We start from the raw sequence: 25,964 nt of genomic DNA on the forward strand, positions 1-25,964 counted from the left end.
TCGCTTGCCCCGTCAGCGATGAATGCCGATGCCAGCCCCGCTCAGTGAGCGGTGGAACCCGTTCCCTGCTGGGCGCTACGCGCATCGAGCGCCAGGAAGTGATGGACCACGGGCTTGTCCGACCCCTGGTGGTAGCGCAAAGCGGCTGCCTGCAGATCGGCATCGGCCTTGGACACACGACCATGCTGGCGCAGATGCTCCGCCCAGGATTCGACCAGGAACCACTCGATCACCCGGCCCGACTCACCAGTGTGCTCGGCCACGCCCCAGGCATAGGCACCGTCACGACGGCGCTCCTGGGCTACCTGCTGCATGGCTTGGAAAAAGGCGGCCAAGTCTTGATGCGCAATCCGGTACTCGATCTGAATCATGACCGGGCCACGGTCGTGGGCCAGGGGTTCGGCCAGCAAAGGCTCGGGCCAGTGGTTGGACGGCTGCAGATCGGCTTCGCCGGTGGGCAGCTTGACGCGGTGGAAGACCAGGGACACCAGCACCAGGCCCACGGCTCCGATCAGCAGCGTGACCGGCAGGCCCAGCTGGCCGGCGATCAGGCCCCAGCCCAGGCTGCCCAGGGCCATGGCGCCGTTGAACACCATGAGGTAGATGGCGAGACCCCGGCCGCGCACCCAGTTGGGCAACACCGCCTGGGCCACGCCGTTGAGCGTGGTCAACGCAACAATCCAGCCTAGACCCAGTACCAGCATCAGCGCCACAGCGGCCCATTGGGGCGGCGCCAGGGTCAGCACGCCCATGACCAAGGCCGTCACCACAGAAGCCAGCAACACCAGACCGTCGGTGTCGAGACGCTTGCGCAACTTGGGCAGCAGCACGGCGCCCAGGATGGCACCGGCACCTACGGCGCCCAGCATCACACCGTAGAAACCGGCAGTGCCACCCAGCATGCGGCGCGCCACCAGGGGCAGCAGGGCCCAGACCGAACTGGCGAACAGGAAAAAGACCGCGGCGCGCAGCAACACCACATGCAGCTCGCGGCTGGCACGGGCATAGCGCACACCCGCCCGGAAGGCGCCGAAGAACTGCTCGTTGAGCGCCGAGGCCTCGGCCTTGGGACGCTTCCACCAGATCAGGGCGGCGATCACGAACACATAGCTGAGCACATCCAGGCCGTAGGCAGCGGCGGCGCCGAAGCTGGCAAGCAGCAGGCCGCCGGCGGCCGGACCGATGGCACGGGCGATGTTGATGCCCAGGGAGTTCAGGGCCACGGCGCTCTTGAGCTCGCTGCGCGGCACCAGCTCGGGCACGATGGACTGCCAGGTCGGGCCCATGAGGGCGGCACCGATGCCGCCCACAAAGGTCAGGGCCACCAGGTATTCCACCGTGAGGGTGTTGGTCTGGGCCAGCACCAGCAGCGTGCCGCTGACGGCGCCCAGCAGTACCTGCACACCGATGAGGAAACGGCGGCGGTCCAGGATGTCGGACAGCACACCGGCGGGAATGGCCAGCAGGAAGACGGGCAGCGTGGCCGCCGTCTGGATCAAGGCCACGGCCGTGGGGCTGCTGGACAGCTCGGTCACCATCCAGGCGCTGGCCACATCGCGCATGAAGCTGCCGATGTTGCCCAGCACCGTGGCGGCCCACAGCACGGCGAAGACGGGGATGGCGAGCGGCGCGAAGCTGCCCGAGGTGTTGTTGGTGGTGGTTTTGTTATCCGGCACGGAGGCCTCCCAGGTCGTGCCAGGCGACGAGCAGCATGCCGCCCACCAGGCCCCAATGTTCAAAAAATGCGTTCGCTGTGCGCTGGCGTTCAGCCTGCGGCGCAGCCCAGAAACGGTCGGCCAGAAAGGCCGCGATGACGGTGAAGGCCGCCAGCGCCAAGGCGCCTGCCCAGCGGTACCAGCCCGACACGATCAGCGCCGAGGCGCCCAGCTGCAGCGCGATGGTGGCCACCGCGATGGGCGCGGCTGGCGCCAGGCCGAACTGGCGCATCTCGGCGACCGCGCCGCGGAAGTCGCGGACCTTGTCCAAGCCGCCCTGCAGGAAGGCGGCACACAGGCACAGCAGGGCCAGCGACTGCACCCAGGGTGCGGTGGCGGCGGCGTGCAGCGCGTTGCCCATGTCACACCGCCCAGCAAGCGCAGCCCAGGGCGCCCCAGAAGCCCTTGAGATCGGCCACGGGCAGCTTGCTGCTCCAGGCCGTGGCGTGGGAATGGCCGTGCATGTTGCAGCTGTTGGCGCAGCCGCAGTTCGCTGCCGCGTTGCGCATCACGGCCTGCAGCGGCGCGCCTTCCTGCACACCCCAGGCGCCATAGCCCTTGAAGGTGCGCACGGGCGACCAGTCGGGCATGGCCAGGGGCGGGGCCGATTCATCAAAGTCGGCGAAGGCACCAGCGCCGTAGACCACCTTGCCGCCCACCACGGTGAGCAGGGCCGAGGTGTCGGCGATGTCGGACTCGGGGCAGGCGAAGAAGTCGCGGTCGGGCACGATGAGGTCGGCCAGCTGGCCCACCTGGATGCGGCCCTTCTTGCCCTGTTCGTTGCTGAACCAGGTCACGTTCTCGGTCCACATGCGCAGGGCCTGGTCGCGGGTCAGGCAGTTGCGCTGGGGCGTGAGCTGCAGACCGCCCACGGTCTTGCCCGTGATCAGCCAGGACAGCGACACCCAGGGGTTGTAGCTGGCGACACGGGTGGCGTCGGTGCCGGCGGACACGTTCACGCCCTTTTCCAGCATGCGCTTGACAGGGGGCGTTGCTTCCGCCGCGGCCGCGCCGTACTGTTCGACGAAGTACTCGCCCTGGTAGGCCATGCGGTGCTGCACGGCCACGCCGCCGCCCAGGGCCGCGATGCGGTCGATGGACTTTTCGGAGATGGTCTCGGCGTGGTCGAAGAACCAGTTCAGGCCGGCCAGGGGGATGTCTTCGTTGACCTTCTCGAACACATTGAGGGCGCGGTCGATGGTCTCGTCGTAGGTGGCGTGCATGCGCCAGGGCCAGCGGTTCTGGGCCAGGATGCGCACCACCTCTTCCAGCTCGCCTTCCATGCCCGGGGCCAACTCGGGCTGGGGCTGGCGGAAGTCCTCGAAGTCGGCGGCCGAAAACACCAACATCTCGCCCGCGCCGTTGTGGCGGAAGTAGTCCGTGCCCTGCTTGTACTGCGAGGTGGCGGTCCAGCGCAGAAAGTCGTCCTTCTCTTCCTTGGGTTTTTGCGTGAACAGGTTGTAGGCCAGGCGGATGGTGAGCTGATCGGCATCGGCCAGTTCCTGGATCACGTCGTAGTCGTCGGGGTAGTTCTGCATGCCGCCGCCCGCGTCGATGGCACCGGTCACGCCCAGGCGGTTGAGCTCACGCATGAAGTGGCGCGTGGAATTGACCTGGTAGTCGCGCGGCAGCTTGGGGCCCTTGGCCAGCGTGGCGTAGAGGATGGACGCATTGGGCTTGGCCAGCAGCAGGCCGGTGGGGTTGCCGGCGCTGTCGCGCAGGATCTGGCCACCGGGCGGCTCGGGCGTGTCCTTGGTGTAGCCCACGGCGCGCAGGGCGGCGGCGTTGAGCAGGGCACGGTCGTACAGGTGCAGGATGAAGACCGGAGTGTCGGGTGCCACGGCGTTCAGCTCGGCCAGCGTGGGCAGGCGCTTTTCCACGAACTGGTGCTCGGTGAAGCCGCCCACCACACGCACCCACTGGGGCGCTGGCGTCACGTCCACCTGGGCCTTGAGCATGGCCATGGCATCGGCCAGGCTCTTCACACCGTCCCAGCGCAGCTCCATGTTGAAGTTCAGGCCGCCGCGGATCAGGTGCAGGTGGTTGTCGATGAGCCCGGGCAGCGCACTGCGCCCGCCCAGATCGATGCGCCTGGTCTGCGGGCCGGCCAGGGGCAGGACCTCGCGGTCGCTGCCGACGGCGCTGAAGCGGCCCTGGCTCACGGCCACTGCCGTGGCCGTGGGGTTGCTGCGGTCCAGGGTGGTAAAGCGGCCGTTGAACAGGATCAGGTCGGGGGTGGTGGGCTGGGTCATGGTGTGCCTAGGGGGATGTCAGCAACGCAAAAAAGGGAGGAAAAGGCCGGCGAGAGTGCAAAAAAGAAGACTGAGGCCGAGGACCGCAGCCGTACTTCCGTACGGCAAGGGCCACAGGCGCAGGATACGGCTGCGCAGCAGGCCCCTGCCGCTTTTTTTAGCCTTCGTGGGCGCCGAACATGGTCTTGGCGTAGGTGATGCCGATGCCGTAGCCGCCGCCCAGCTTCTTGGCGATGCCCGTGGTCATGTCATAGGTTTCGGTGCGGGCCCAATCGCGCTGCATTTCCAGCAGGTATTGCAGCGACGTGATGGGCTGGGCTCCGGCCTGCACCATGCGATCCATGGCGCGGTTGTGCGCTTCGGTGGAGATGTCGCCACAGGCATCGGCGATCACAAAGACCTCGAAACCTTGGTCCAGGGCCGACAGGGCCGGGCCCACGATGCACACGCTGGTCCACAGGCCGGCCAGCACGATGCGAGGCTTGCCGATCTCGTTGACCTTGTTGATCACGGCCTGGTCTTCCCAGGTGTTCATCGAGGTGCGGTCCAGCAGGGCCTGGCCGGGGAAAGGCGCGGTCACTTCCTCGAACATGGGGCCGGAGAAGCTCTTTTCGGCCACCGTGGTCAGGATGGTGGAGGCACCGAAACCGGCGGCGGCCGAAGCGACCAGGGCGGCGTTGGAGCGCAGTTGCACGGGATCGATGGAGTGCGTGGCAAAGGCCATCTGCGACTGGAAGTCGATCATGATCAGCGTGTGGTCATGAGGGTTCAGCAGCTTGGCACCGGGCTTGGCGACGGCGACGGGACGGGCGATGGAAGCGTTGGCGTTGGACATGGGAAGCTCCTGAAACAAAAGAAGGGATAAATACAAAGGGGGAGAAAGGGGACCGTCGGGATCAGCGGGGCATGGCGGGCAGCTCGTTGGGCCGCAGGTCGAACACCAGCACTTCGGCCTGTTCACCCTGGTCGAAACGCAGGGCACCGGCGTTGCGGATGCGGGCGCCGTCGCCTTCGGACAGGCGCTCACCGTTCACGCTGAGGCTGCCGCGGGCCACATGCACATAGACATGGCGGTCGGTGCCCACATCGAGTTCGGCGGATTCAGCGCCATCGAACAGGCCGGCATAGACCCGGGCGTCCTGACGCACGGCCAGGGTGCCGTCTGCGCCTTCGGGGGCGATGATCAGGCGCAGGCGGCCGCGCTTGTCGGCATCGTCCACATGGACCTGCTGATAGCGTGGAGCGGCGCCGCGTTCGGCGGGCACGATCCAGATCTGCAGAAAGTGCACCGGGTCCTGGGCCGAGTGGTTGAATTCGCTGTGCTCCACGCCGGTGCCGGCGCTCATCATCTGCACATCGCCAGGACGGATCACCGAGCCCGTGCCCATGGAGTCCTTGTGCTCCAGGGCGCCGTCCAGCACATAGGAGAAGATTTCCATGTCGCGGTGGCCGTGGGTGCCGAAGCCCTGACCGGGGGACACATGGTCGTCATTGATGACCAGTAGATCCGAAAAGCCTTGCTGGTTGGCGTCGCGGTAGTGGCCGAAGGAGAAGGTGTGGCGCGATTGCAGCCAGCCATGGTTGGCGCGACCGCGGTGGTTGGATGGGCGAACTTCAAGCATTTCTATCTCCTAAACAATCGATGGTGTTCACACTTCCTGCTTCTGGCCTGTCTGCCTTGTTTTGCTGCATTCCGTGTGGCGATGAATGAAGTATCCGCGGCCTGATATGCGGTTATGCTGAAAGAAAATCTCTTCAATAATCGATAATTTCGATGATTATTTTTTAGGCGCACCAAATATGCTCAAACTCTCTCTGGAAGCCATCGAACTGGTGGACACCATTGCGCGCCACGGCTCGTTCGCCGGTGCGGCAGAGCGTCTGCACAAAGTACCGTCGACCATCTCCTATGCCGTCTCCAAGCTCGAGGAACAACTGGGCCTGAACCTGTTTGTGCGCAACGGCCCGCGCGTCAGTCTCACGCCAGCAGGCGAGGAACTGCTCAAGGAAGGGCGCTGGCTGCTGGCTGCCGCGCGTCAGCTCGAATCTCGGCTGCGCCAGATCGCCACGGGATTCGAGACCGAGGTGCGCCTGGTGCATGACTCGTTGATCCCCACCAGCGCCTTCGGCGCCGACATTCAGGCCTTCGAGGCGCTGAACAGCGGCACGCGTCTGCGCATCGGCAGCGAGACGCTGACCGGCACCTGGGAAGCCCTGCGCGAAGGCCGGGCCGACCTGATCGTGGCTGCAGGCGAAGGCCCTGCCGGCGGCGGTCACAAGGCCGTGGCCGTGGGCCAGCTCGATTTCGTGTTCTGCGTGACAGCCAGCCATCCGCTGGCGCGCTTGGGCCGGCCACTGGCGCGCAGCGACCTGCTGGAACACACCGCCGTGGTGGTGGGTGACGGCGCGCGCTCCCTGACCGACCGCACCGTGGGCCTGCTCACCGGCCAGCGGCGCATCACCGTGCCGAGCATGCAGGCCAAGATCGAATGCCAGGCTGCCGGGCTGGGCCACGGCTTTGTGCCGCGCGCTTGTGTGCGTGTGGAGCTGGAGACCGGGGTGCTGGTGGAACTGGCGGTGGAAGAGCCGCGTCCGCCCGAAACCTTCTGGCTGGCCTGGCGCAGCGATGCCCGCGGCCGGGCCCAGCAATGGTGGCGCGAGCGCCTCAGCCGTCCACTGCTGCCGGGCATACTGCCCTATTGAAACGGCCCTGCAACTCAAGGAGGCAGGGCCGTGGTGATGCGAGCCTACGAGGTCTGCGGCAACGGCTCAAGCCATGCCCAGAACCTCGCGAAGCTCAGGGAAAGGACGATCAGTCCAGCTTCACGCCAGCCGTCTTGATGACCTCACCCCAACGCTTGGCTTCGGTGCGTGCCAGCTGGTGAAACTGCTCGGGCGTACCGGGCAGGGCTTCCATGCCGAAGTCGGCCATGCGCTTGACCACGTCGGGGTCCTTGAACGCTTTTTGCAGGTCTGCATTGAGACGCTGCACGATGGCTGGCGGCAATCCCTTGGGACCCAGAATGCCCTGGAAGGCATAGACCTCGGAATCCTTGAGACCCAGCTCGGCCAGCGTGGGCACATTGGGAAGATTGGGCACGCGCTTGGCCGTACCTATGGCCAGGGCTCGCACCTTGCCGGACTGAATCACGGGCAGGCCCGATGCCAGATCCAGGAACATGCAAGGCACCTGACCGCCCATCACATCGGCCAGCGCGGGCGCGGCGCCCTTGTAGGGAATATGGGTCAGGCTGGTGCCGGTGCGGTTCTTGAACAGCTCCATGGCCAGATGGTGGGGCGAGCCATTGCCGGGCGAGGCGTAGTTGAGCTTGCCGGGGTTGGCCTTGGCATAGGCCAGGAATTCCTTGAAGTCCTTGGCTTCGAATGCGGGGTTGACCACCAGCGCCATGGGGAAGCGGCTGATGCCGCCCACATAGGTGAAATCCTTGTCAGGGCTGAAGGGAAGCTTGCTGAACAGGTGTTCATTGAAGGCCAGGATGGCGTTGTCGGCCGACATGATGGTGTAGCCATCGGGCTTGGCCGAGGCAACGAGCTGGCCGCCGATATTGGTCGAGGCACCGGGACGGTTGTCCACCACGATGGTCTGGTTCAGCGTCTTGCGCATGGACTCGGCCACAGTGCGGGCCAGCACATCGGTGCCGCCTCCGGGTGGGTAGGGCACGACCCAGCGCACGGGGTTGGCGGGCCAATCCTGCGCCATGGCAAAGGGGGATGCGGCAGCAGCCGAGCTGGCTGCCACGGCAGCCAGGAATTGACGACGATCCATCGTTTGTCTCCTTGAGGGTGATGTAGGGGGTTGTGGAATGATTTTTGGACCCCGCCAAGCTGCCTGCTTTTTTAGAATTGATAGCAGCTCGCGCTTGTCTCTATTCGGTTTGAAGTGCTTTTGACTCCGATTCCTGTTTGGCTGGCAGCTTGAATCTCACACGCTCGACCTGATAGCCTTTTTGCCGCAGCAACTCGGGCAGGCCCATGGGCCCGACCATATGCAGCGCGCCGACGGCAGCAAACACCGTCTTGCCCTGTTTGAGCTGGTTCGCAATGCCTTGCGCCATGCCAGGATTGCGTCCCTCTATCAGGCGGGCGTATTTGAGCCGGTCACGCTCGGTCTTGATGCAGTCACACCAATCGGCATAGTTCTCCAGCGTTTTTTCATTGCCGCTGGCCCAGATGTTTGCCAGCTGTTGCAGGGTTTCCGGGGACTTGGGATCTTCGAGCTGCTCAAGCCCGTCGCGCACGCTTTCCCGGACCTCCTCGGGGTCGTCGGAAAGCAGCTCCTGGAGCTGGGTCTGGACCGACTCCAGCCCCAGCACGGGCTTGTGCAGCGCCTGGGCCATGCCCGCCAGCAAAAGGTCGGCGCCAAACTCGGCCATCAGCCCCTGCTTGCGCCCCAGTTGGCTGACCAGTCCCAGCAGCTGGGCATCCGGGCGCTCCGCGCTCAGGTGTTCGGCACAGGCCCGCTTTCGCTGCAGCGCCAGCCTGGCCTCCAGATCTGCGGGCAGTGCGGGGGCGTCGGCACGGGCCTTGAAACCTTCGATCAACTGCTGCATGACCTGCGGATTCAGCAAGTCCAGCTCCAGGGCCAGCAGGTCGGCGCCATACATGGAGCGCAGGATGGTGCGACCGGGCAACATCCATTCCCGCTTGCCTACATGCAAGGTGCCGTACAGCCAGCTGGTGCGCTCGCCATCCTGCACTCGCCAGAGCAGACCCCTGTCCTGCATATGGGGAGCCATGGCCTGCACTTCGGCCTGTGTGGGCGGGCTGAAGGGCGGCGGGCAGCCTGCTTCGGGCTCGGCAGCCATGGACAGGCCCGCACACAGTGCGAGCAACGCGGCCGGCACGGCCTTCAGGGAGGGCCTGCGGCGAGGCAGATTCAGACTTGGCATGGGCATGGCTGCTGCGTCGCGGCTTCAGTCCTCGGAGGCATTCAGGGACTGGCCCTGCGGCTCGTCATCCCTGCTGCTTCCGGGCGGCGCAATGTTCTGATCGATGGCGCCGAAGATACTCTGGCCATCCTTGCCCTTCATCTCGATGCGGATGGTGTCGCCGAACTGCATGAACTCGGTCTTGGGCGCGCCGTCCTGAATGGTCTCTATGCAGCGCTTTTCGGCGATGCAGCTATAGCCCTTGGGCCATTCCGTGCGCTTGTTCTTGCCGCTGCCGGTCTCCACGCCCTTGTTGCTCACCGTGCCGCTGCCCACGATGGAGCCGGCGCGTACATTGCGGGTCTTGGCGATATGGGCGATCAGCTGGCCGAAGTGAAAAGTCATCTCCTCGCCCGCATCGCACATGCCGACCTTGCGGCCGTTCCATGTGCTCTGCAGCGTCAGATGCAGACGGCCGCTCTTCCAGGCATCGCCCAGCTCATCCAGTGTCACGGCCACGGGGCTGAAAGCCGTGGCGGGCTTGCTCTGGAAGAAACCGAAGCCCTTGGCCAGTTCACCGGGAATCAGATTGCGCAGACTCACGTCGTTGGCCAGCATGACCAGACGGATGCCGTCCAGCGCATCTCTCGCGTCCGTGCCCATGGGCACATCGCCGGTGACGATGGCAATCTCGGCCTCGAAGTCAATGCCCATGGCCGTGCTGGGCACGATCACATCGTCGCAGGGGCCGATGAAGTCATCGCTGCCGCCCTGGTACATCAGCGGATCGGTGTAGAAGTTGGCCGGCACCTCGGCATTGCGCGCCTTGCGCACCAGCTCCACATGGTTGATGTAGGCCGAGCCATCGGCCCACTGATAAGCTCGCGGCAGCGGGGCCATGCAGCGCCGGGGATCGAAGGGGAAGGCATGGCGGGCCTTGCCGTGATTGAGCTCGTGCGACAGATCCTGCAACTGGGGCGCCATATAGCTCCAGTCGTCCAGCACCTGTTGCATGCGGTTGGCAATGCCGGTGGCATAGCAGGCCTGGCTCAGGTCACGCGAGACCACGACCAGTTGCCCGTCACGCGAGCCATCCTTGTACGTTGCCAGTTTCATTCTCTGTCCCTCTGCTCGCGGCAGCGGTGCTGGCACAATGCCTGACAACGCTAGCCAAAATTACGATTGGTTAAATTGATTTAACTAAACAAAACACGATTCTATTGCAATGGAAAAGGAACGCGCAGGGATTCAGTCGGTCGAAGTGGGTTTCTCCCTCATCGAGGCGCTGGCACAGGCCAGCGGACCGCTGATGCTCAAGGATGTCGCCGCTGCCGCCGGCATGAGTGCCGCCAAGGCGCACCGCTATCTGGTGAGCTTTCAGCGCATCGGTCTGGTGGCGCAGGACGAGCGCAATTCGCGCTATGACCTGGGCCCTGCGGCGCTGAAGATCGGCCTGGCATCGCTGGCCCGCCTCGACCCGGTGCGCCTGGCGCGCGAACGCATTCCGGCGCTGCTCGAGACCCTGAACCACACGCTGGCCATCGCCGTCTGGGGCAACCATGGCCCGACCATCGTGCATTGGGAGGAGTCGGCGCAATCCGTCACCGCCAACCTGCGCCTGGGCGACGTCATGCCCATGCTGGCCTCGGCCACGGGCCGCTGCTTTGGTGCCTGGCTGCCGCGCGAAATGACGGCGCCGCTGCTGGAGCCCGAAGTCGAGCGCGCCCGCAAGGCCAGACGCCAGGATCTGCCCCAGACCGAGGAGGCCGTGGCGGACATGCTGGCCGAAGTCCGTGCGCGCGGCACCGCCCGCGTGGTCGATACCGTGCTGCCGGGCATCGTGGCCTTTTGCGTGCCGGTCTTCGACGCATCCGGCCATATCGTGCTGGGTCTGATGACCCTGGGCTCGCTGGCGACTTTCGACCCCGACTATGGTGGAGCCATAGACGCGCCGCTGCAGGCCGCTGCCCGCCAGCTCTCCAGCGACCTGGGCTGGCGCGCCGATTCCAGCCACTGAAACCCGCATTCTCCGATCCACGTTCATGGGCCACACCCCTCAGGCGAGCCTGGCACGCAAGACACTGCTGCCCATCACCGGCTTGGTGCTGGCAGCCCATGGGCTCTTGCTCTGGGGCCTGCCCGAACTGAGCCCGCCGGACAAAGCGGCGGACGACCAGATCGTGATGGAGACGCGCATGCTGCAGGCGCCCCCTCCTCCCCCACCACCGCCTGCGGCATCCAAACCGGCTGCGCCGCCGGCGCCGAAGCCCCGGGCTGCACCCCGGACGCCAGCGCCGGCCCCCGTGCCAACGCCCATACCGGACGAACAGGAGCCCGCACCGAATCCGCCTCCAGCCCAGGATACACAAGCGCAAGCAGCTCCTGACACAGAAGCAGCTGCCAATACGGAGCAGCCCGCTGCTGCTGCAGAACCGGCACCAGAGCCCGCGACCGAGCCAGCCGAGGCCCATGGCGCAGACACGGCCCGCCCCATTGCGGTCACGCCCGCAGGCAGCGCGCCGCTGCCGCCAGGCGCCGTGCTGCCTGTCACCCTGCCGAACTCCGCCACGCTGGAGTTCAATGCCTCGGGTCAGGTCAAGGGTTTTCAATACTCGGCCGGCGCCCAGCTGCAGTGGCAGCATGACGGCCAGTACTACCAGGCCAGGCAGTCGATCAGCATGTTCCTGCTGGGAGAACGCGCCCAGACCAGCGAAGGGCTGATCACGCCCAAGGGCCTGCAACCACTCAATTTCAGCGACAAGGGGCGCAAAACCCAGTCTGCAGCCTTTGACGTGGCCAGCGGCAAGGCGCATTACAGCGGTGGCCAGACCGATGCTGCCATTGGCGACGGCGTGCAGGACCGCCTCAGCGTCTTTCTGCAGCTTTCGGCCCTGATGGCTGCCGGTCCCGAAAAATACCCACCAGGCACACTGATAGAGCTGACCACCAGCAGCGCACGCTCGGCGGTGCGCTGGCAGTTCCGCGTGGGTGCCAGCGAGGCGCTGGAGCTGCCCTTTGGCAGCGTCATGGCACTGCGCCTGGACAAACTTCCCGGCAAAAGCAGCAGCGACCAGCGCGGCTCGGTCTGGCTGGCTCCTGCCATGCAATACCTGCCGGTGCGCATCAAGCTCAGCCAGGGGCAGGATGACTTTGTCGATCTGCAGCTCAAGAAATATCAGCCCGCCCCGCAATAGCCCGGAGTGTCGCCTCCTGGCGTAAACCCCAGGGCTACTGCATCAAAAGCGCTCACTTACCTTCCAGCCAAGGCCCGCAACCTGCACCGGCACGGGCTGAACGCTGTCGCAGCGCTCAAGGACTTGCCTACTACAGCTTGGGAAAACCGGTTGCCCACAACCATGTCAAATCCATGGAATACTGTGCTCAAGTGCCAAGAGCAGGCATTTCCACCTTGAAATGCGGCACCCTGTCGCCATATCCATGGCAGGCATGCTCATAACGGAAGTGAAAGGAGGAACACCATGCAAATGCTTTACGACTCTGAATCCTTTGCGGTGCTCCATCTGCGTCCCGATATGGAGGCAGACGTTCCGGCAGGCACAGCCAAGGCCGAGATCCAGCAAGCCCATCAACTGCCGCGCCACGGCTTCGAGATCGTGGACAAGCGCTCGGGCAAGGAGGTGTATCTGGACGGCTCCTGGGCCGAAATGTTCCAGAAACAGATCCTCGCCTGGCAGCAGGATGCCCCCACCGAAGAGGAGGTGGAGGAAATTCTCGACACCTACACGGGCCTGGCCCAGCAGCCGGTCATCATTCACTGAACACCTTGCAAAAAGCCACTCGAAAGAGTGGCTTTTTTGATGCCTGCAAACACGCCTTGGTGCTTATCAGGAAGGCACGAGCCGCTATGACTTTCTGCACAGCAGCATCATCGCGCTGGCAGGCAGCATGCAGCCGAAAAAACCCAGCAGCCACCCTGCCGCGCCCAGCGCCAGCCAGTGACCCCAGTCAATGCCTTGCTCAGCGCAGTGAATCTCGCATTGGGGATTGTGGTCCCAGGCCATCCACATCAGAAGTCCGCCCAGCAGCAGGCCCACGCAGACACTGACGATCAGACAGAGCTTCCAGCGCTTTTGCATGCTGCGGGTTATGGCTGCGTCTTCTGTGGCGCACTGCTCAGCCACCGGTATAGCGGCGCCACCAGCAACAGCACGGCAATCAGGCGGCAGACCTGAAAGGCCGTGACCACGGGCACGCCCAGCTGCAGCACCTTGGCGGTGATGGCCATCTCGGTAATGCCGCCCGGCGATGTGCCCAGCAGCAAGGTGACCCAGGGCAGGCCTGTGGCACCGTGCAGCAGCCAGGCAAAGCCCGCGCAAACCGCCATCAGCCCCACGGTACCCAGTGCCACCATGCCCAGCCAGCGCGGAGCCGTGTGCAGGAATTCACGGCGAAAGCGCACCCCCAGGCTGACGCCGATCACCAACTGGGCGGCATTCATCAGCCATTGCGGCACGGCGGACAGCTCCAGGCCAGCCATGGTCAAGCCCATGGATACGGCCAGCGCGCCGAGAAACCAGGGGTTGGCGCGCCTGAGCTTGAGCATCAGCAGTGCCCCCGCGCCAGTGGCCAGCGCCAGCCAGGCAAAGCCCGGCCATTGCACATTGCGCACGCTGGGCAGCGTCAGGCCGGGGTCCCCCTGCAGCCCCGCCCATTGCAGGGCAAAAGGAATGCTCACCGTGACGATCACCAGCCGCAGGCTATGCGCCGCTGCCACCAGATCGGTACGTGCATGCTCGCGCTCGGCCAGCAGCGTCATCTCCGAAGCCGCGCCTATCGCACCCGAGAAATAGGTCGTGGCGCGCAAGCGCTCTTCGTCCATGCCCCGTTGCCCCAGCATGGAGGCTGCCTGCACGCGATACAGCCAGCGCCCGAAGCCCCAGCCCAGCAGCAAGGCCCAGGCAATGGCCAACGCAATCGCCCACCACAGGCCGGCCACCAGCTCGGTCACGGCAGGCGTGAAATACAGGCCCAGTGCGCCGCCTATCGTCCACTGCCCCAGATCGCGCAGCCTAGCCCAGCTTTGGGTAGGCGCTCCACCAATCGATAGCAAGGAGATGGAAATCAGCGGCCCCAGCATCCACGGCAGCGGCGTATGCAGCATCAGGCAGAGCTGGGCGGCCAGCCAGGCCAGCAGCAGGGTGGCGGCCACACGGGCCAGAAACGCGGGGGGAAGCAATACGGACATGTGCACGGGAATCCGGCAAGGCACGACAATGGACGCGCGACAGGGGCAATGCCCCGCAGTATCGCGGCAAAACTCGGTGGGCAAAGCCGGTACGAAATCTACAGCTACGAAGCCATGCCCCGTCTTAGACGAATGCAATCAGCTCATATGTGGACTTTCATTTCTGCGGCGCAGCCGCGCCAGCGTCTCAATCCTTTGGCCCTGACGGCTCTTGCCGGCGCCCTGCTGCTGGGCGGCTGCGCCCATCAAAGCGCCCAGCGAACCAGCGATGCCGAGTGGCAGCAGACACTGGGCCAGTGGGCGGGAACACCGGTCATCCTGCTCGGCGAGCAGCATGACCAGATCGCCCATCACCATTGGGAAGCCGCTACCGTGCGCCACCTGGCAGCGCAAGGCAGGCTCGCGGCCCTGGTGGTCGAGATGGCGCCCGCAGGCGGTAGCACCCGAAGTCTGCCGGCATCGGCCAGCGACGAGGAGGTGAAGGCCGCGCTGCAATGGGCCCAGGGCGGCGGCCCGGGCGGCTGGCCCTGGCAGAACTATGGTCCGGTGGTGATGGCTGCCGTGAAAGCCGGCGTGCCCGTGCTCGGCGGCAATCTGCCGCGCACCCGGATGAAGCAAGCCATGGGCGAGTCCCGCTACGACGCACACCTGCCGGCCGCAGGCTGGCAGCTGCAGCTCGACGCCATCAAGGATGGACACTGCGGCCTGCTGCCCGAATCGCAATTCGCGCCCATGGCCCGCATTCAGCTGGCCCGCGACGAAGCCATGGCCAGGGTGACGGAGACAGCGGTGCGCGAGCTGGGCCAGACCGGCAAAAGCGTGCTGCTGGTAGCGGGCCGTGGCCATGTGCGCAGCGATATCGGCGTACCGACCTGGCTGCCTGCCGACTTCAAGCAAAAAGTGGCTATAGCCCAATCAGACAAAGCGCAGACTGCTACCACAATGAAAGCAGACAAGCAGCTGACACTGGAAGGCAATGCCTCCGAAGATCAATGCCAGCAACTGCGCGATCAATGGAAAAACAGGCCCGCGCCCAAGCCTTGACGGCTGCTGCCGGGCTGGTGATCCTCAGTCCGCAGTCGCGACAGCCACCAGCGGCTGACCCTCGCGGGTCTGTTCCAGCAGGCGCGTGAAGTCTTCGGCCGGCAAGGGCCGGCTGCAGAAATAGCCCTGAAAGTAGTCACAGCCTTTTTGCTGCAGGAAGCTCAGCTGCTCCTGGGTTTCCACGCCTTCGGCCAGGACCTTCAGGCCCATGGCATGACCGAGGGCAATGACCGAGCTGCTGATGGTCATATCGTCCGCGCTGTGCGGAATGTCGCGGATAAAGCCCTGATCGATCTTGAGCAGATCAAGCGGGAAGCGCTTGAGGTGCGCCAGCGACGAATAGCCGGTGCCAAAGTCATCAATGGCCAGGCGGAGGCCCAGCTCGCGCAGGCGGTTGAGCACGGCCAATGCCTCCTCGGGCTTTTCGGCCAGTGCGCTTTCGGTGATTTCCAGCTCCAGCAGGCTGGCCGGAAAACCCGACTCGGCCAGCGCCTTGGCCGTGCCACCGGCAATATCGGTCAGCAAAAACTGATGCAGCGAGACATTTACCGCAATCGTCAGATCGGGCAGGCCTGCGGCGCGCCATTGCTGGCCCTGACGACAGGCCTCGCCCAGCACCCACAGGCCCAGCGGACCGATGACGCCCGAGTTTTCCGCCACGGTGATGAAGCGGGCCGGAGAGATCAGGCCGTCCTCGGGATCCAGCCAGCGCACCAGGGCTTCCGCCCCCATCAGGCGTCCCGTCGCCAGATCGATCTGCGGCTGGTAATGCAAGCGCATATGACCGAGGTCCAGCGCACGGCGCAGACGCGCCTCCATGGCCAGGCGCTCGCGGGCGGCCTGGGTCATGTTTTCATGGAAGAAGCACCAGGCATTGGAGCCCCTGGCCTTGGCCCCATAAACCGCCGCATGGGCACCCTGCAGCAGATCGCCAGCCGTCAGCGCATGCTCGGGGTACAGACAGATGCCGGCACTGACACTCACGACCACGGACAGCCCGTCAGGCGTGGTCCAGGGCTGGCCGGCAGCTGCCATCAGGCGCTCGGCCACGTCCACCGCACTGTCACGGTCGCATATGGATTGGGCCACCACGCAGATCTCATCGCCCGCCAGGCGGCCAATGATATCGCCATGGCGCAAAGCGCCCTGCATCTGCACTGCCACATGCCTGAGCACCTCGTCGCCGATGGAGTGGCCATAGCTGTCGTTCACGTCCTTGAAGCGGTTGATATTGAACAGCAGAACGGCCATGCGGAGGTTGTTGCTCTGGCTCAGCGCCACCGTCTCGCCCAGCATGCGCGTGAACTGCGCGCGGTTTGGCAGACCGGTCAAGGTGTCGCGATGGGCCAGGAACTCCAGCTGCTGCTCGCGCGCCTTCTCGGCCGAGATGTCGGTGAACATGCAGACGTAATGCGTCACCTTGTCGTTCGCGTCCTTGACCGCGCTCAGCGACATGCGTTCGGGAAAGATCTCTCCGTTCTTGCGCCTGTTCCAGATTTCACCCTGCCAGTGCCCGGTGGCATGCATGCTGGCCCACATGGCATCGTAGAAGGCCTTGTCATGCCGGCCAGACTTGAACATGCGCGGCGTCTTGCCCAGCATTTCGGCCTCGGAGAAGCCCAGCAGCCGCGTGAAAGCATGGTTGACCGAGAGAATGCGGCTGTTTGCATCGGTCACCACCACGCCCTCGATGGTGTTGTCCACCACGGTGGAAGCCAGACGGCTGCGCTCATCGGCTTCGCGACTTGCGGTCTGGTCGGAGAGCAGGCCCGAGATACGTATCAGACGTCCGCTCGCATCCCTGTATGCCTGACCGCGTGCGCGGAACCAGCGGTACAGACCGTCGAAGCACAGCAGACGCGCCGTCAGCACCAGCATGCTGCCCTGCTCCAGTGCCTGCTCGGCCTGGGCGCGCGCCGTTTCAGCATCTTCGGGATGCAGGCGCTGATCGAAATCGAATTCGCGGGCCAGATCCTGCCCCTGGTAGCGCAGCAAGGCACTCATGCCCGTGGAGAAGTTCAGTCGCCGCTCCAGCGCATCCCATTCCCACACGCCATTGCCGCTGCCTTCCAGTGCCAGACGCAGCATGGTCTCGCTGCGCACCATGGCATTGCGCGCACTCACCATCTCGCTCAGGTCCTGCAGCACGCAGACCAGGGCTACCGGCCCACCCACCCCCGACGCCGCCACGCGGCTGGTGGTGCATAGCACGGGCGTGACCTTGCCGGTTTCAGCATGCACGCACTGGCGCAGCACCTGAAAGTAGTCGGTGCTGCCGTCGAGCAGGCGCTGCAGCTGCAAAACCACCTCGTCGCGGTCATGGACCGGCACCAATACCCGAAAATCCTGGCCGCGCAGCGATTCCACGCTGCGGCCCAGCCAACCCGCCAGCTTGGCATTGGCCCAGACAATCTCGGCCCCGCCCACATGCACGCGGGCCATGCCGGCCGGTGCGTGGCGCACCACCAGCTCCAGCTCCTGCGCAGTCTCCCGGCCACGCTGGTCGGCGCGCGTCTTGCGCTGCATGAACCAGAGTGCGACCAGCGCGGTCGCCAGCAACCAAACAATGAACAGGCCTATCTGCCAACGCAGCGACTGTCGATTCAGCGATACATCAAAATAGTTGAGCACACCTGCCTGTGCCCCCAACCACAGCATCCCCGCACACAGATAGAGGGCGACAATCACCCTGGGTGTGAGCGCAGAATGCCCCTCCTCGCTTTTCATGAATTTCCTTTGTCCGCAGGGTCCTCGCCTTGCTGCGACAATTGCCCAGCTATGACCCAAGCCTATATTTTGACTTTATCCTGCCCAGACCGACTGGGCCTGGTGCATGCCGTTTCCGGATTCTTGCTTGAGCAAGGCGGCAATATTGAAGAAGCAGCGCAGTACAACGACCCGGTAACCGGCCTGTTCTTCATGCGCGTGCAGTTTGCCTGCGATGGCAAAGACGCCGCCTCCCTAAAGGCATCCGTTGCTCAATTAGCTGATCAATATCAAATGCAGTGGAGTTTGCACTCCAAAGCCGAGCGCATCAAGACCGTCATCATGGTCAGCAAGGAAGGCCACTGCCTCAACGACCTGCTGTTCCGCTGGAAGTCGGGTCTGCTGCCCATCGAGATCAAGGCCATCATCAGCAACCACCGCGAGTTCTATCAGCTGGCGGCAAGCTACAACATTCCCTTCCATCACATTCCCGTGACTGCCGCGACCAAGGCCCAGGCCGAAGAGCGCCAGTACGAGATCATCGAGGAAGAAGGCGCCGAGCTGGTGGTGCTGGCCCGCTACATGCAGGTGCTGTCCAACGACCTGTGCAAAAAGCTGGCCGGTCGCGCCATCAATATCCACCACAGCTTCCTGCCCAGCTTCAAGGGTGCCAAGCCTTACTACCAGGCGCATGACCGCGGCGTGAAGCTGATCGGTGCCACCGCCCACTATGTGACCGCCGACCTCGACGAAGGCCCGATCATCGAACAGGACGTGGCGCGCGCCGACCATACCGACACCGTCGAAGACCTGACGGCCCGCGGCCGCGACACCGAGAGCCAGGTGCTGGCCCGTGCCGTGAAATGGCACAGCGAGCGACGCGTCATTCTCAACGGTCACAAGACCGTGGTGTTCCGCTAAATCCCTGGGCTTGGGATTGACCATATGACCCGCAGCCCCGGCTCCTTGAACAGCATTACGGCCAGGCGGATTCCGCCGATACAGTGCCTGCTCACTTTCGAGGCGCTGGCGCGGCTGCGTTCGGTCACCTTGACGGCGGAGGAGCTGTGCGTAACGCCCAGCGCCGTCAGCCACCGGGTCAAGCAGCTTGAGCAGATTCTGGGCGCACGCCTGTTCGGCCGCACGGATTTCTCGCTGACCACGGACGGAAGCTCCTATCTGGCCCATGTACGCGAGGGCCTGGGCGCCTTGCAGCGCTTTCCCGGAGCATCGGCCTCGCCCGGACGCAGACGCCTGAAACTGGCCGTCACCCCCACTTTTGCGCGCGTGATCCTGATTCCACGCCTGCGCCAGTTCACCGAGGCCTATCCCGAAATCGACATCGCGCTGCAGGTTTCGATTCCGCTGCTGGATGTGATCGGTGAGGACGCCGACCTGATGGTGCGCTTCGGCGCCGGCCACTATGCCGACGTGGAGCATATCGAGCTGGCCCGCGACACCGTCACACCGCTGGCCTCGCCCAGCTTCATCCGCGAGCATGGACCGTTCGAGCGCCCGGACGACCTGGAAGGCATGCCGCTGCTTCGCAGCCCGCTGGAGCCCTGGCGCACCTGGTTCGCCGCGACCGGCCTCGACATGGCCGAACCCAACGAAGGCTCCCAGTTCAACGACATCGGCCTGATGTGCGACGCGGCATCGGCCAGCATGGGAATCGCCCTGGTACGCCACAAGCTCGGAGCCCCCTGGCTGGAAAACGGCACATTGGTGCGCCTGTTCGATGTCGATGCTCCCAGCCCCCACGCACACTATCTGTGTTGGAAGACCGGCATCATGGATCGCTGGGAATGTGCGGCCTTCGCAGAGTGGCTGCGCAAGGCCATGGGCTGAGCGGTACCCTGTCGGCCTCGCTGCGGCGCAGCCCATTGCACAGGCCGCGCGATGGATAACGAAGATGGAGCACCCACGGCATGAACCTGCAGCCCAGGCTGTACCCCGGCCTTGACCAGAACCAGGCACTCAACAGCGAAGCGTCCTCGCTGCTCATCCGCGCCCTGGCCGGCACGGGCAAGACGACCACGCTGGCCATCAAGGCCGTTGACCTGATCCGCACCCAGGGCGCGCGCAAGGTGCTGATGCTGGCCTACTCCGAAGCCGGCATCAAGGCCATTCAGGCACGCCTGGACCGGCTCACCGCCGTACGCCTCGAAGGCCTGCACCTGCTCACTCTGGAGCAGTTTTGCGCCCGCATACTCGAAGAGCTGGGCGACCCCGTGCCCATGCTCTCCTCTGCCCTGGAGAAGAACCTGCTCATCCAGCAGGCGCATCAGGCGTTGTCGCAAGAGGCCGAACGGCATGCCGAGCTCGACATCCCCGAGCTGTCCGACTATTTCGCACGCCCCCTGGACATCAGCGCCTTCCTCGCCTTCGAGGCCCAGGCCAAGCAGCGCATGCTGGAACTCGACATCGACGCCAGCGGCCTCGGAGCGCTGGCATATTGCCGCGACAACGCTCTGGACTACGGCCTGTACCGACTGCTGCGCAGCTATGAACGGCTGCGCGCGGGCCCCACCCAGGAGCCGCTGTTCTATGCGCCCGGCGACTGCACCTACGCGCTGGCCTGCCAGCTGGCCGCACTGGACTTCGATGCCGGCTTTCCGCTGCTGCAGGGCCGCTTCGAAGCCGTGCTGTTCGACGAACTGCAGGACCTGGACGAGGCCGCGCTGCTGGTGCTGCGCCATCTGGCACGCGGCAACGGCCGCTTCATCGGTGTCGGCGACTTCAACCAGCACATTCTGCCGGGCGCTTCCTCCATCTTTGGCGACAGCGCCCAACGCATCCTGCAGGAGCTGCCCGCAGGCACCGGCCAGGCCACGCTCAACACAACCTATCGCTTCGGCCCCCTCATCTGCCAGGAACTGAACCGGCTCTTCGGCGTGGAGTTCGAAGCCCATTACCGCAATGCCTCGGCCTGGTTCGAACATCGCCGTGGCGATGATGAGGACTGCTCCCGGCAGTTGCTGGACATCCATGCCGCCGTGGCCCGTCTGCCCCGCAAACCGCAGGACCCGCCCGCCGTGCTGCGCGTCATCCTGCGCTCGCCCGAAGATTCGATACGGCTTGAATGGCTGTTCGCCCACGAAGGCGTGCACTATGCCTGCAAAGGCATGCAGCGCTTCTACCAGCGCCGTGAAATCGCCCTGGTGCTGGCCATGCTGTGGGCCATGCCCGGCTGCAGCGGTGCCGCCCGGCTCTCGCAAGGCATTCTGAACAGCGCCGCCGAAGGCCTGATGCGCTATGTGCGCCATGCCAGCCCACCCGACCGGGATCTGCTGGCCAACGGCCTGTTCGACATGAGCGCATTGGGCGAAGCTCCGCCGGAGTCCGACACGCTGCGCATCGCTGCCGAACTGATGGGACGGCAGAGCGCCATGCGCCGTTTCCTTGCCGTCCAGATCGCACCGGACTCGGCCGCAGCCCGGCTGCTGGCCCTGCCCGCCGAGCAATGCGCCGATGCTGGGCAGCTGTGCAGCCATCCGCTGCTGCAGCAGTTCTTTGCCCAGGCTCCCATCAGCCAGGACGAGCTGCGCCAATGCCTGACCGGCCTGCAAGCGCTGTCGCAGATCTGCGCCGGGCTTTCCGTCGATGAATTCCTGGGCCGTCTCAGCCTCATGGTTCAGTCGAGCATCGCACAGCATCAGCGCCAGGAAAAACCCAGCCTGCAACTGCTCACGGTGGAGCGCAGCAAAGGCCATGAATACGAATATGTGGCCGTGCCCTTCGTCCATGCCAGGCATTTCTCCCCCGACGCGAACGACCCGCAGCGCAATCTGCTCTACGTCGCCATGACTCGCGCCAGCAAGCGGCTGTGGGTACTGGAAAGCAGCTGACGACGCAAGGCCAGGGGCTGATACAGGTCAAGCCTGCATCCCGCATGCGAGTCAAAACTGTGTAACGTCGCTGCGCGCAGACATTGCCGCAGTTGCCCTCTATCGCCGGTCTACTCCCCCTCCCACCATGGGCTCACAACAACGAGGAGGAGACCTATGCCAACCCCAATGCGCTGCGCCTGGCTTCTGGCCGCCGGCATTGCCGCCCTGCCCCTGCATGCGCAGGACAACCCCGTCACCATCGGTGCCAGCCTGCCGCTGTCCGGTGCACAGGCCGAGGCCGGCAAGGAAGGGCTGAGCATCATGCAGGCCCAGGTGGAGGCGTTCAACAAGCTCGGCGGACTGGGGGGCAAGCCTCTGACGCTCAGGGTACTGGACGATGGCTACGAACCGCAGCGCGCCGCCGGCAATGCACGCCAGCTGATCCAGGAAGGGGCCGTGGCCCTGCTCAACTGCTGGGGAACGGCCAGCTGCGCCGCCATGCAGCCCGAGATACAGCAGGGCCAGACCGCCCTGGTAGGGGTGATTGCAGGGGCCGGCAGCATGCGCCAGCAGCCCAGCCGATTCGTCTACCCGCTGCGCGCCAGCACCCAGGCCGAAATTGCAGCCATGTTGCAGCAAATGCAGACCATAGGTCTTCGACGAGTCGCCATCGTTCATCAGAACGACGGCTTCGGCAAAGACAGTCTGCAGATCGCCCTGACCGCCTTTACTTCCAAGGATCTCAAACCCGTCATCACGCTGGCCGTGGAAGCATCAGGCGCCAACTCCCCGGAGCTCGCCAAGCAGCTGGCCGCCCAGCCCGATCTCCAGGGCGTCATCGTGCTGGCGGGCGCTCCGGCCACCATAGGTCTGATCACCATGGCCAGGCAGGCCCATGTCACCGCACCGTTCTACAACCTGGCCGCTCAGGCCAATCGCGCCGTGGTGCAAGGGCTGGGATCGTATACGCGCGGCATCGCCTTCACCACCTTGGTGCCCAGTCCCTGGAAGGGTGCGATCCCGGCCATCAAGGATTACCAGCAACTCGTTGGCCAGCCAGGCATGCCGCCAGCCTCCTATCTGGGGCTGGAAGTCTTTCTCAACACTCGCACCCTGCTCGATGCGCTGCGCAAGGCCACGCCGTCCAATCAGCGTGCGAGCCTGACTGCCGCACTCGACGCGATGGGGGAGGTTCGCTATGGCGCCATGCACCTGCGCTTCACGCCGCCACGCAGCGGCTCCAGCTATGTCGGGTTGACCATGATCGACGCAGGCGGCCATTTCAGAGAATAAATCGACTCAATCGCTTACCCACAAAGCGGTTGATGCTCTCATTTCTAAAGCCTTCATGACTGTCATCGCAAAGCATTTCAAGCAGCTTTGCAATAAAGCTCACACCAAGGCGCGGGCGCATCCCCTACATTTGCAGGCATGACGTCCGCCAGCACATTCACCGATCTCGTCGCCACCTCCAGCACGGCGGCCAACGCAGCGCATCACCTGCCCGAGCCATCCGAGCGCGCCAGGCGCCAGGCCGAGGTGCTGGCGGCACTGCGCCCCCATGTGCCGGCGCATGCCCTGCTCTATCAGAGCGAAGACACCACGCCCTATGAATGCGACGGGCTGACGGCCTACCGTCAGCGCCCGCTGCTGGTCTGCCTGCCCGAGACTTATGCACAGGTGCAGGCCGTGCTCAAGGCCTGCCATGCCATAGCGGCTCCCGTCATTGCGCGCGGCGCCGGCACCGGGCTTTCGGGCGGCGCCATGCCCCACCCCATGGGCGTGACGCTGTCGCTGGCCAAGTTCAACAAAATCCTCGGCGTCGATGCCTACAGCCGCACGGCCCTGGTTCAATGCGGCGTTCGCAACCTTGCCATCAGCGAAGCCGCTGCACCCTACGGTCTGTACTATGCGCCCGACCCCAGCAGCCAGATCGCCTGCACCATCGGAGGCAATGTGGCCGAGAACTCGGGCGGCGTGCACTGCCTCAAGTACGGACTCACGGTGCACAACGTGCTCAAGGTCAAGGGCTTCAGCATCGAAGGCGAGCCCGTCGAATTCGGCTCGGATGCACTCGACACTCCCGGACTGGACTTGCTGGCCATCATGATAGGCAGCGAAGGCATGCTGGCCGTGGTGACCGAGGTCACGGTCAAGCTCGTGCCCAAACCCCAGCTGGCACGCTGCATCATGGCCAGCTTCGACGATGTACGCAAAGCCGGCGACGCAGTGGCTGCGGTGATCGCGGCCGGCATCATTCCGGCCGGGCTGGAAATGATGGACAAGCCCATGACGGCCGCCGTGGAGGACTTTGTGCGTGCCGGCTATGACCTTACGGCGGAAGCCATCTTGCTGTGCGAGAGCGACGGCACGCCCGAGGAGGTGGAAGAAGAGATCGCCCGCATGAGCGAAGTGCTGCGCCACGCCGGAGCCACGGCCATCACCGTGAGCGAGAGCGAGGAAGAGCGCCTGCGCTTCTGGAGCGGGCGCAAGAATGCCTTTCCCGCCAGCGGCCGTATCAGCCCCGATTACATGTGCATGGACTCCACCATTCCACGCAAGCGCCTGGCCGACATCCTGCTGGCGATCCAGGAGATGGAGAAGAAGTACCAGCTGCGCTGCGCCAATGTGTTCCACGCTGGCGACGGCAATCTGCACCCCTTGATCCTGTTCGACGCCAACAACCCCGACGAGCTGCACCGCTGCGAGCTGTTCGGTGCCGACATTCTGGAAACCAGCGTGGCCATGGGCGGCACAGTGACGGGCGAGCATGGTGTCGGAGTGGAAAAGCTCAACAGCATGTGCACCCAGTTCACCACGGCCGAGAACGCCCAGATGTTCGCGCTCAAGGCAGCGTTTGATCCGCAGTCCCTGCTCAATCCCGGCAAGGTGATCCCCACGCTCAACCGCTGCGCAGAGTACGGCAAGATGCTGGTGCGTGGCGGCCAGATCGCCCATCCCGACCTGCCGCGATTCTGAAGTCCGGCCATGGCAAGATCACGGCTGCTGAATGCATTTGTGGAGCCGTTAGATGATCTCTTCCATCGGTAAGACGCTGGGCCTGCTGCTGGCCCCGGTACTGCTGACGCTGGCTGCGACCCAGCCCGCGCAGGCGCGAGGCTACACATCCACCGGCAAATGCGGCATCTATCCGCGCCTGGCCATCACCAGCCCCGCCGGAACCTGCGTGGGGCTGATTGCCGACGAAGCCCACGGCCTGCGCTTTCCACGCCGCGTGCTGGAAATTGCGCCTGGCCGCATCTGGGTGCTGGACATGGGTAACTGGATGCCCCATGTGGGCCAGCTGATCGAGCTTCGGCTGCCTCCTGACGCGGCCACTGCCGCCAACGCCAACACCACGGCCAAGGCCGTGGAAGCCCGGGTGCTGCTGAGCAAGCTCAACTACCCTTCGGGCATGGTGCGCGGGCCGGACGGCAAGGTCTATATCGGCGAGGCCGACAAAATATGGCGCGCTGCGGTGCCCGTTCTCGGCCAGACGCCGCAACCCGAGATGCTGGCCAGCGGCCTGCCGGCCGACGGCGCCCATCTGCTCAAGGAACTGGCGTTTGCGCCGGACGGCAGCCTCTACGTGAACATGGGCTCGGCCACCGACGCCTGCCGCGGTGAAGACCAGAAACAACCCGTTCCCTGCCCCGAGCGCAGCGCGGCCATGCCGCGCGCTGCCGTCTGGCGCATGGTGCTGCAGCCTGGCCCGCAGAGCGTCAAGGAGTTCAAGCCCTTTGCCAGCGGCCTGCGCAATTCCATGGCGCTGGCCGTGATGCCCGATGGCCCGGCTGCGGGCACGATCTGGCAGGGCGAGAACAATATCGACTACCGCGACCCCAAGCAGCCGCCCGAGGAACTCAACCTGCTGCGCGCAGGTGCCGACTATGGCTGGCCTTACTGCATAGGCGCACGCCAGAACGCGCAAGGCTATGAAAAGCGCTTCGACTGCAGCAAGACCGAAGCGCCCCACATGCTCTGGCCCGCCCATGTGGCTCCCCTGCAAATGCTGGCGACACCGATCGGCAGTGCATTTGGCGGGCAATTGCTGGTGGCCTGGCATGGACAGCGGGCCGAGGGCCAGCGCCTCGTGGGCTTTGCACGCGACGGCAAGGGCCGGCCCTCGGGCCAGGCCATTCAATGGCTGAGCAACTGGGATGCCAAGCCCGGTCTGCGCCCTGGCGGGCGCCCCACGGGCATGGCCATCGACCATGCGGGCCGGCTGCTGGTGGTGGAGGACTTCAACCGCAGCCTGCTGGTGCTGATGAGCGAAGCAGGCATGGCGCCAAGGCCCAAGTAACCCAGGTAAACCGGGGCAA

22 protein-coding genes are annotated in these 25,964 nt (G+C 64.9%); 11 read left to right on the plus strand and 11 right to left on the minus strand.

Features of this window, described 5'->3' with window-relative positions; translation table 11 throughout:
* Positions 1 to 41 precede the first annotated feature (41 nt).
* From DJFAAGMI_RS11610 to DJFAAGMI_RS11630, 5 genes are all read right to left on the minus strand, one after another.
* Positions 42 to 1,676 (minus strand): MFS transporter, encoded by a 1,635-nt coding sequence (locus DJFAAGMI_RS11610; RefSeq protein WP_211457260.1) that lies wholly within the window; start codon positions 1,674 to 1,676, stop codon positions 42 to 44.
* Positions 1,666 to 2,076: a DoxX family protein gene (locus tag DJFAAGMI_RS11615; protein ID WP_211457261.1), complete on the minus strand. Its 411-nt coding sequence runs from the start codon at positions 2,074 to 2,076 to the stop codon at positions 1,666 to 1,668. The genes DJFAAGMI_RS11610 and DJFAAGMI_RS11615 overlap by 11 nt, the downstream gene beginning before the upstream one ends.
* Before the next feature lies 1 nt (position 2,077).
* A complete protein-coding gene (locus DJFAAGMI_RS11620; RefSeq protein ID WP_211457262.1) occupies positions 2,078 to 3,967 on the minus strand; it encodes an amidohydrolase in 1,890 nt (629 codons plus the stop codon).
* Positions 3,968 to 4,124: 157 nt separating this feature from the next.
* Entirely contained in the window at positions 4,125 to 4,802 is a 678-nt protein-coding gene (locus DJFAAGMI_RS11625; protein WP_211457263.1) for an isochorismatase family protein, read from the minus strand.
* 61 nt (positions 4,803 to 4,863) lie between these two features.
* The gene (locus DJFAAGMI_RS11630) at positions 4,864 to 5,589 is read right to left on the minus strand and encodes a pirin family protein (protein WP_211457264.1); all 726 of its coding nucleotides are present in this window, start codon (positions 5,587 to 5,589) and stop codon (positions 4,864 to 4,866) included.
* 178 nt (positions 5,590 to 5,767) lie between these two features.
* Here DJFAAGMI_RS11630 and DJFAAGMI_RS11635 point away from each other — a divergent pair, with 178 nt between their 5' ends.
* Positions 5,768 to 6,670, plus strand: a complete 903-nt coding sequence (locus DJFAAGMI_RS11635) for a LysR family transcriptional regulator (protein WP_003050708.1) — start codon at positions 5,768 to 5,770, stop codon at positions 6,668 to 6,670.
* A 109-nt stretch (positions 6,671 to 6,779) separates the two neighbouring features.
* Here the strand turns inward: DJFAAGMI_RS11635 and DJFAAGMI_RS11640 are convergent, their stop codons facing one another.
* From DJFAAGMI_RS11640 to DJFAAGMI_RS11650, 3 genes are all read right to left on the minus strand, one after another.
* Positions 6,780 to 7,754: a Bug family tripartite tricarboxylate transporter substrate binding protein gene (locus DJFAAGMI_RS11640; RefSeq protein WP_043003993.1), complete on the minus strand. Its 975-nt coding sequence runs from the start codon at positions 7,752 to 7,754 to the stop codon at positions 6,780 to 6,782.
* Positions 7,755 to 7,854: 100 nt separating this feature from the next.
* Positions 7,855 to 8,877 carry a TraB/GumN family protein gene (locus tag DJFAAGMI_RS11645; protein WP_249334156.1) on the minus strand — a complete coding sequence of 341 codons (1,023 nt, stop codon included), beginning with the start codon at positions 8,875 to 8,877 and terminating at the stop codon, positions 7,855 to 7,857.
* 24 nt (positions 8,878 to 8,901) lie between these two features.
* Positions 8,902 to 9,972 carry a fumarylacetoacetate hydrolase family protein gene (locus DJFAAGMI_RS11650; RefSeq protein ID WP_211457266.1) on the minus strand — a complete coding sequence of 357 codons (1,071 nt, stop codon included), beginning with the start codon at positions 9,970 to 9,972 and terminating at the stop codon, positions 8,902 to 8,904.
* Between the two features lie 109 nt (positions 9,973 to 10,081).
* Between DJFAAGMI_RS11650 and DJFAAGMI_RS11655 the strand changes: the two genes are divergently transcribed.
* The 3 genes from DJFAAGMI_RS11655 to DJFAAGMI_RS11665 all read left to right on the plus strand — a co-directional run bounded on the left by DJFAAGMI_RS11655 (position 10,082) and on the right by DJFAAGMI_RS11665 (position 12,635).
* Complete coding sequence (locus DJFAAGMI_RS11655; protein WP_211457267.1) at positions 10,082 to 10,873, plus strand: IclR family transcriptional regulator; 792 nt, start codon at positions 10,082 to 10,084, stop codon at positions 10,871 to 10,873.
* Between the two features lie 25 nt (positions 10,874 to 10,898).
* Positions 10,899 to 12,050, plus strand: a complete 1,152-nt coding sequence (locus tag DJFAAGMI_RS11660; RefSeq protein ID WP_211457268.1) for a DUF3108 domain-containing protein — start codon at positions 10,899 to 10,901, stop codon at positions 12,048 to 12,050.
* A 285-nt stretch (positions 12,051 to 12,335) separates the two neighbouring features.
* Positions 12,336 to 12,635: a BTH_I0359 family protein gene (locus DJFAAGMI_RS11665; RefSeq protein ID WP_003050692.1), complete on the plus strand. Its 300-nt coding sequence runs from the start codon at positions 12,336 to 12,338 to the stop codon at positions 12,633 to 12,635.
* A gap of 84 nt (positions 12,636 to 12,719) precedes the next feature.
* Here the strand turns inward: DJFAAGMI_RS11665 and DJFAAGMI_RS11670 are convergent, their stop codons facing one another.
* Both DJFAAGMI_RS11670 and DJFAAGMI_RS11675 read right to left on the minus strand, forming a co-directional pair.
* Positions 12,720 to 12,953 carry a hypothetical protein gene (locus DJFAAGMI_RS11670; RefSeq protein ID WP_211457269.1) on the minus strand — a complete coding sequence of 78 codons (234 nt, stop codon included), beginning with the start codon at positions 12,951 to 12,953 and terminating at the stop codon, positions 12,720 to 12,722.
* 8 nt (positions 12,954 to 12,961) lie between these two features.
* The gene (locus DJFAAGMI_RS11675; protein WP_211457270.1) at positions 12,962 to 14,062 is read right to left on the minus strand and encodes an AbrB family transcriptional regulator; all 1,101 of its coding nucleotides are present in this window, start codon (positions 14,060 to 14,062) and stop codon (positions 12,962 to 12,964) included.
* A gap of 147 nt (positions 14,063 to 14,209) precedes the next feature.
* Between DJFAAGMI_RS11675 and DJFAAGMI_RS11680 the strand changes: the two genes are divergently transcribed.
* Positions 14,210 to 15,106 carry a ChaN family lipoprotein gene (locus DJFAAGMI_RS11680; RefSeq protein WP_211457271.1) on the plus strand — a complete coding sequence of 299 codons (897 nt, stop codon included), beginning with the start codon at positions 14,210 to 14,212 and terminating at the stop codon, positions 15,104 to 15,106.
* Between the two features lie 24 nt (positions 15,107 to 15,130).
* Here the strand turns inward: DJFAAGMI_RS11680 and DJFAAGMI_RS11685 are convergent, their stop codons facing one another.
* The gene (locus DJFAAGMI_RS11685; protein ID WP_211457272.1) at positions 15,131 to 17,833 is read right to left on the minus strand and encodes a GGDEF and EAL domain-containing protein; all 2,703 of its coding nucleotides are present in this window, start codon (positions 17,831 to 17,833) and stop codon (positions 15,131 to 15,133) included.
* A 51-nt stretch (positions 17,834 to 17,884) separates the two neighbouring features.
* Between DJFAAGMI_RS11685 and purU the strand changes: the two genes are divergently transcribed.
* The 6 genes from purU (at position 17,885) to DJFAAGMI_RS11715 (ending at position 25,945) form a co-directional block, all read left to right on the plus strand.
* Entirely contained in the window at positions 17,885 to 18,733 is an 849-nt protein-coding gene (gene purU, locus DJFAAGMI_RS11690; RefSeq protein WP_003050678.1) for a formyltetrahydrofolate deformylase, read from the plus strand.
* Between the two features lie 24 nt (positions 18,734 to 18,757).
* Positions 18,758 to 19,660 carry a LysR substrate-binding domain-containing protein gene (locus DJFAAGMI_RS11695; protein WP_003050675.1) on the plus strand — a complete coding sequence of 301 codons (903 nt, stop codon included), beginning with the start codon at positions 18,758 to 18,760 and terminating at the stop codon, positions 19,658 to 19,660.
* A gap of 80 nt (positions 19,661 to 19,740) precedes the next feature.
* Positions 19,741 to 21,660, plus strand: coding sequence for a UvrD-helicase domain-containing protein (locus tag DJFAAGMI_RS11700; RefSeq protein ID WP_211457273.1), 1,920 nt, complete (start codon positions 19,741 to 19,743; stop codon positions 21,658 to 21,660).
* A 156-nt stretch (positions 21,661 to 21,816) separates the two neighbouring features.
* Complete coding sequence (locus DJFAAGMI_RS11705) at positions 21,817 to 22,935, plus strand: ABC transporter substrate-binding protein (RefSeq protein WP_211457274.1); 1,119 nt, start codon at positions 21,817 to 21,819, stop codon at positions 22,933 to 22,935.
* A 138-nt stretch (positions 22,936 to 23,073) separates the two neighbouring features.
* Positions 23,074 to 24,621, plus strand: a complete 1,548-nt coding sequence (locus DJFAAGMI_RS11710; protein ID WP_052223838.1) for an FAD-linked oxidase C-terminal domain-containing protein — start codon at positions 23,074 to 23,076, stop codon at positions 24,619 to 24,621.
* A 52-nt stretch (positions 24,622 to 24,673) separates the two neighbouring features.
* Positions 24,674 to 25,945 carry a PQQ-dependent sugar dehydrogenase gene (locus DJFAAGMI_RS11715; RefSeq protein ID WP_211457275.1) on the plus strand — a complete coding sequence of 424 codons (1,272 nt, stop codon included), beginning with the start codon at positions 24,674 to 24,676 and terminating at the stop codon, positions 25,943 to 25,945.
* Positions 25,946 to 25,964: the final 19 nt, after the last annotated feature.

This window comes from Comamonas brasiliensis, assembly GCF_018292285.1.
Classification (GTDB): Bacteria; Pseudomonadota; Gammaproteobacteria; order Burkholderiales; family Burkholderiaceae_C; genus Comamonas; species Comamonas brasiliensis.

Coding starts and splice junctions, on each gene's coding strand:
- DJFAAGMI_RS11615 (WP_211457261.1), bottom strand. CDS start 2,076: ATGGGCAACGCGCTGCACGCCGCCGCCACCGCACCCTGGGTGCAGTCG.
- DJFAAGMI_RS11620 (WP_211457262.1), bottom strand. CDS start 3,967: ATGACCCAGCCCACCACCCCCGACCTGATCCTGTTCAACGGCCGCTTT.
- DJFAAGMI_RS11625 (WP_211457263.1), bottom strand. CDS start 4,802: ATGTCCAACGCCAACGCTTCCATCGCCCGTCCCGTCGCCGTCGCCAAG.
- DJFAAGMI_RS11630 (WP_211457264.1), bottom strand. CDS start 5,589: ATGCTTGAAGTTCGCCCATCCAACCACCGCGGTCGCGCCAACCATGGC.
- DJFAAGMI_RS11635 (WP_003050708.1), top strand. CDS start 5,768: ATGCTCAAACTCTCTCTGGAAGCCATCGAACTGGTGGACACCATTGCG.
- DJFAAGMI_RS11640 (WP_043003993.1), bottom strand. CDS start 7,754: ATGGATCGTCGTCAATTCCTGGCTGCCGTGGCAGCCAGCTCGGCTGCT.
- DJFAAGMI_RS11645 (WP_249334156.1), bottom strand. CDS start 8,877: ATGCCAAGTCTGAATCTGCCTCGCCGCAGGCCCTCCCTGAAGGCCGTG.
- DJFAAGMI_RS11650 (WP_211457266.1), bottom strand. CDS start 9,972: ATGAAACTGGCAACGTACAAGGATGGCTCGCGTGACGGGCAACTGGTC.
- DJFAAGMI_RS11655 (WP_211457267.1), top strand. CDS start 10,082: ATGGAAAAGGAACGCGCAGGGATTCAGTCGGTCGAAGTGGGTTTCTCC.
- DJFAAGMI_RS11660 (WP_211457268.1), top strand. CDS start 10,899: ATGGGCCACACCCCTCAGGCGAGCCTGGCACGCAAGACACTGCTGCCC.
- DJFAAGMI_RS11665 (WP_003050692.1), top strand. CDS start 12,336: ATGCAAATGCTTTACGACTCTGAATCCTTTGCGGTGCTCCATCTGCGT.
- DJFAAGMI_RS11670 (WP_211457269.1), bottom strand. CDS start 12,953: ATGCAAAAGCGCTGGAAGCTCTGTCTGATCGTCAGTGTCTGCGTGGGC.
- DJFAAGMI_RS11675 (WP_211457270.1), bottom strand. CDS start 14,062: ATGTCCGTATTGCTTCCCCCCGCGTTTCTGGCCCGTGTGGCCGCCACC.
- DJFAAGMI_RS11680 (WP_211457271.1), top strand. CDS start 14,210: ATGTGGACTTTCATTTCTGCGGCGCAGCCGCGCCAGCGTCTCAATCCT.
- DJFAAGMI_RS11685 (WP_211457272.1), bottom strand. CDS start 17,833: ATGAAAAGCGAGGAGGGGCATTCTGCGCTCACACCCAGGGTGATTGTC.
- purU (WP_003050678.1), top strand. CDS start 17,885: ATGACCCAAGCCTATATTTTGACTTTATCCTGCCCAGACCGACTGGGC.
- DJFAAGMI_RS11695 (WP_003050675.1), top strand. CDS start 18,758: ATGACCCGCAGCCCCGGCTCCTTGAACAGCATTACGGCCAGGCGGATT.
- DJFAAGMI_RS11700 (WP_211457273.1), top strand. CDS start 19,741: ATGAACCTGCAGCCCAGGCTGTACCCCGGCCTTGACCAGAACCAGGCA.
- DJFAAGMI_RS11705 (WP_211457274.1), top strand. CDS start 21,817: ATGCCAACCCCAATGCGCTGCGCCTGGCTTCTGGCCGCCGGCATTGCC.
- DJFAAGMI_RS11710 (WP_052223838.1), top strand. CDS start 23,074: ATGACGTCCGCCAGCACATTCACCGATCTCGTCGCCACCTCCAGCACG.
- DJFAAGMI_RS11715 (WP_211457275.1), top strand. CDS start 24,674: ATGATCTCTTCCATCGGTAAGACGCTGGGCCTGCTGCTGGCCCCGGTA.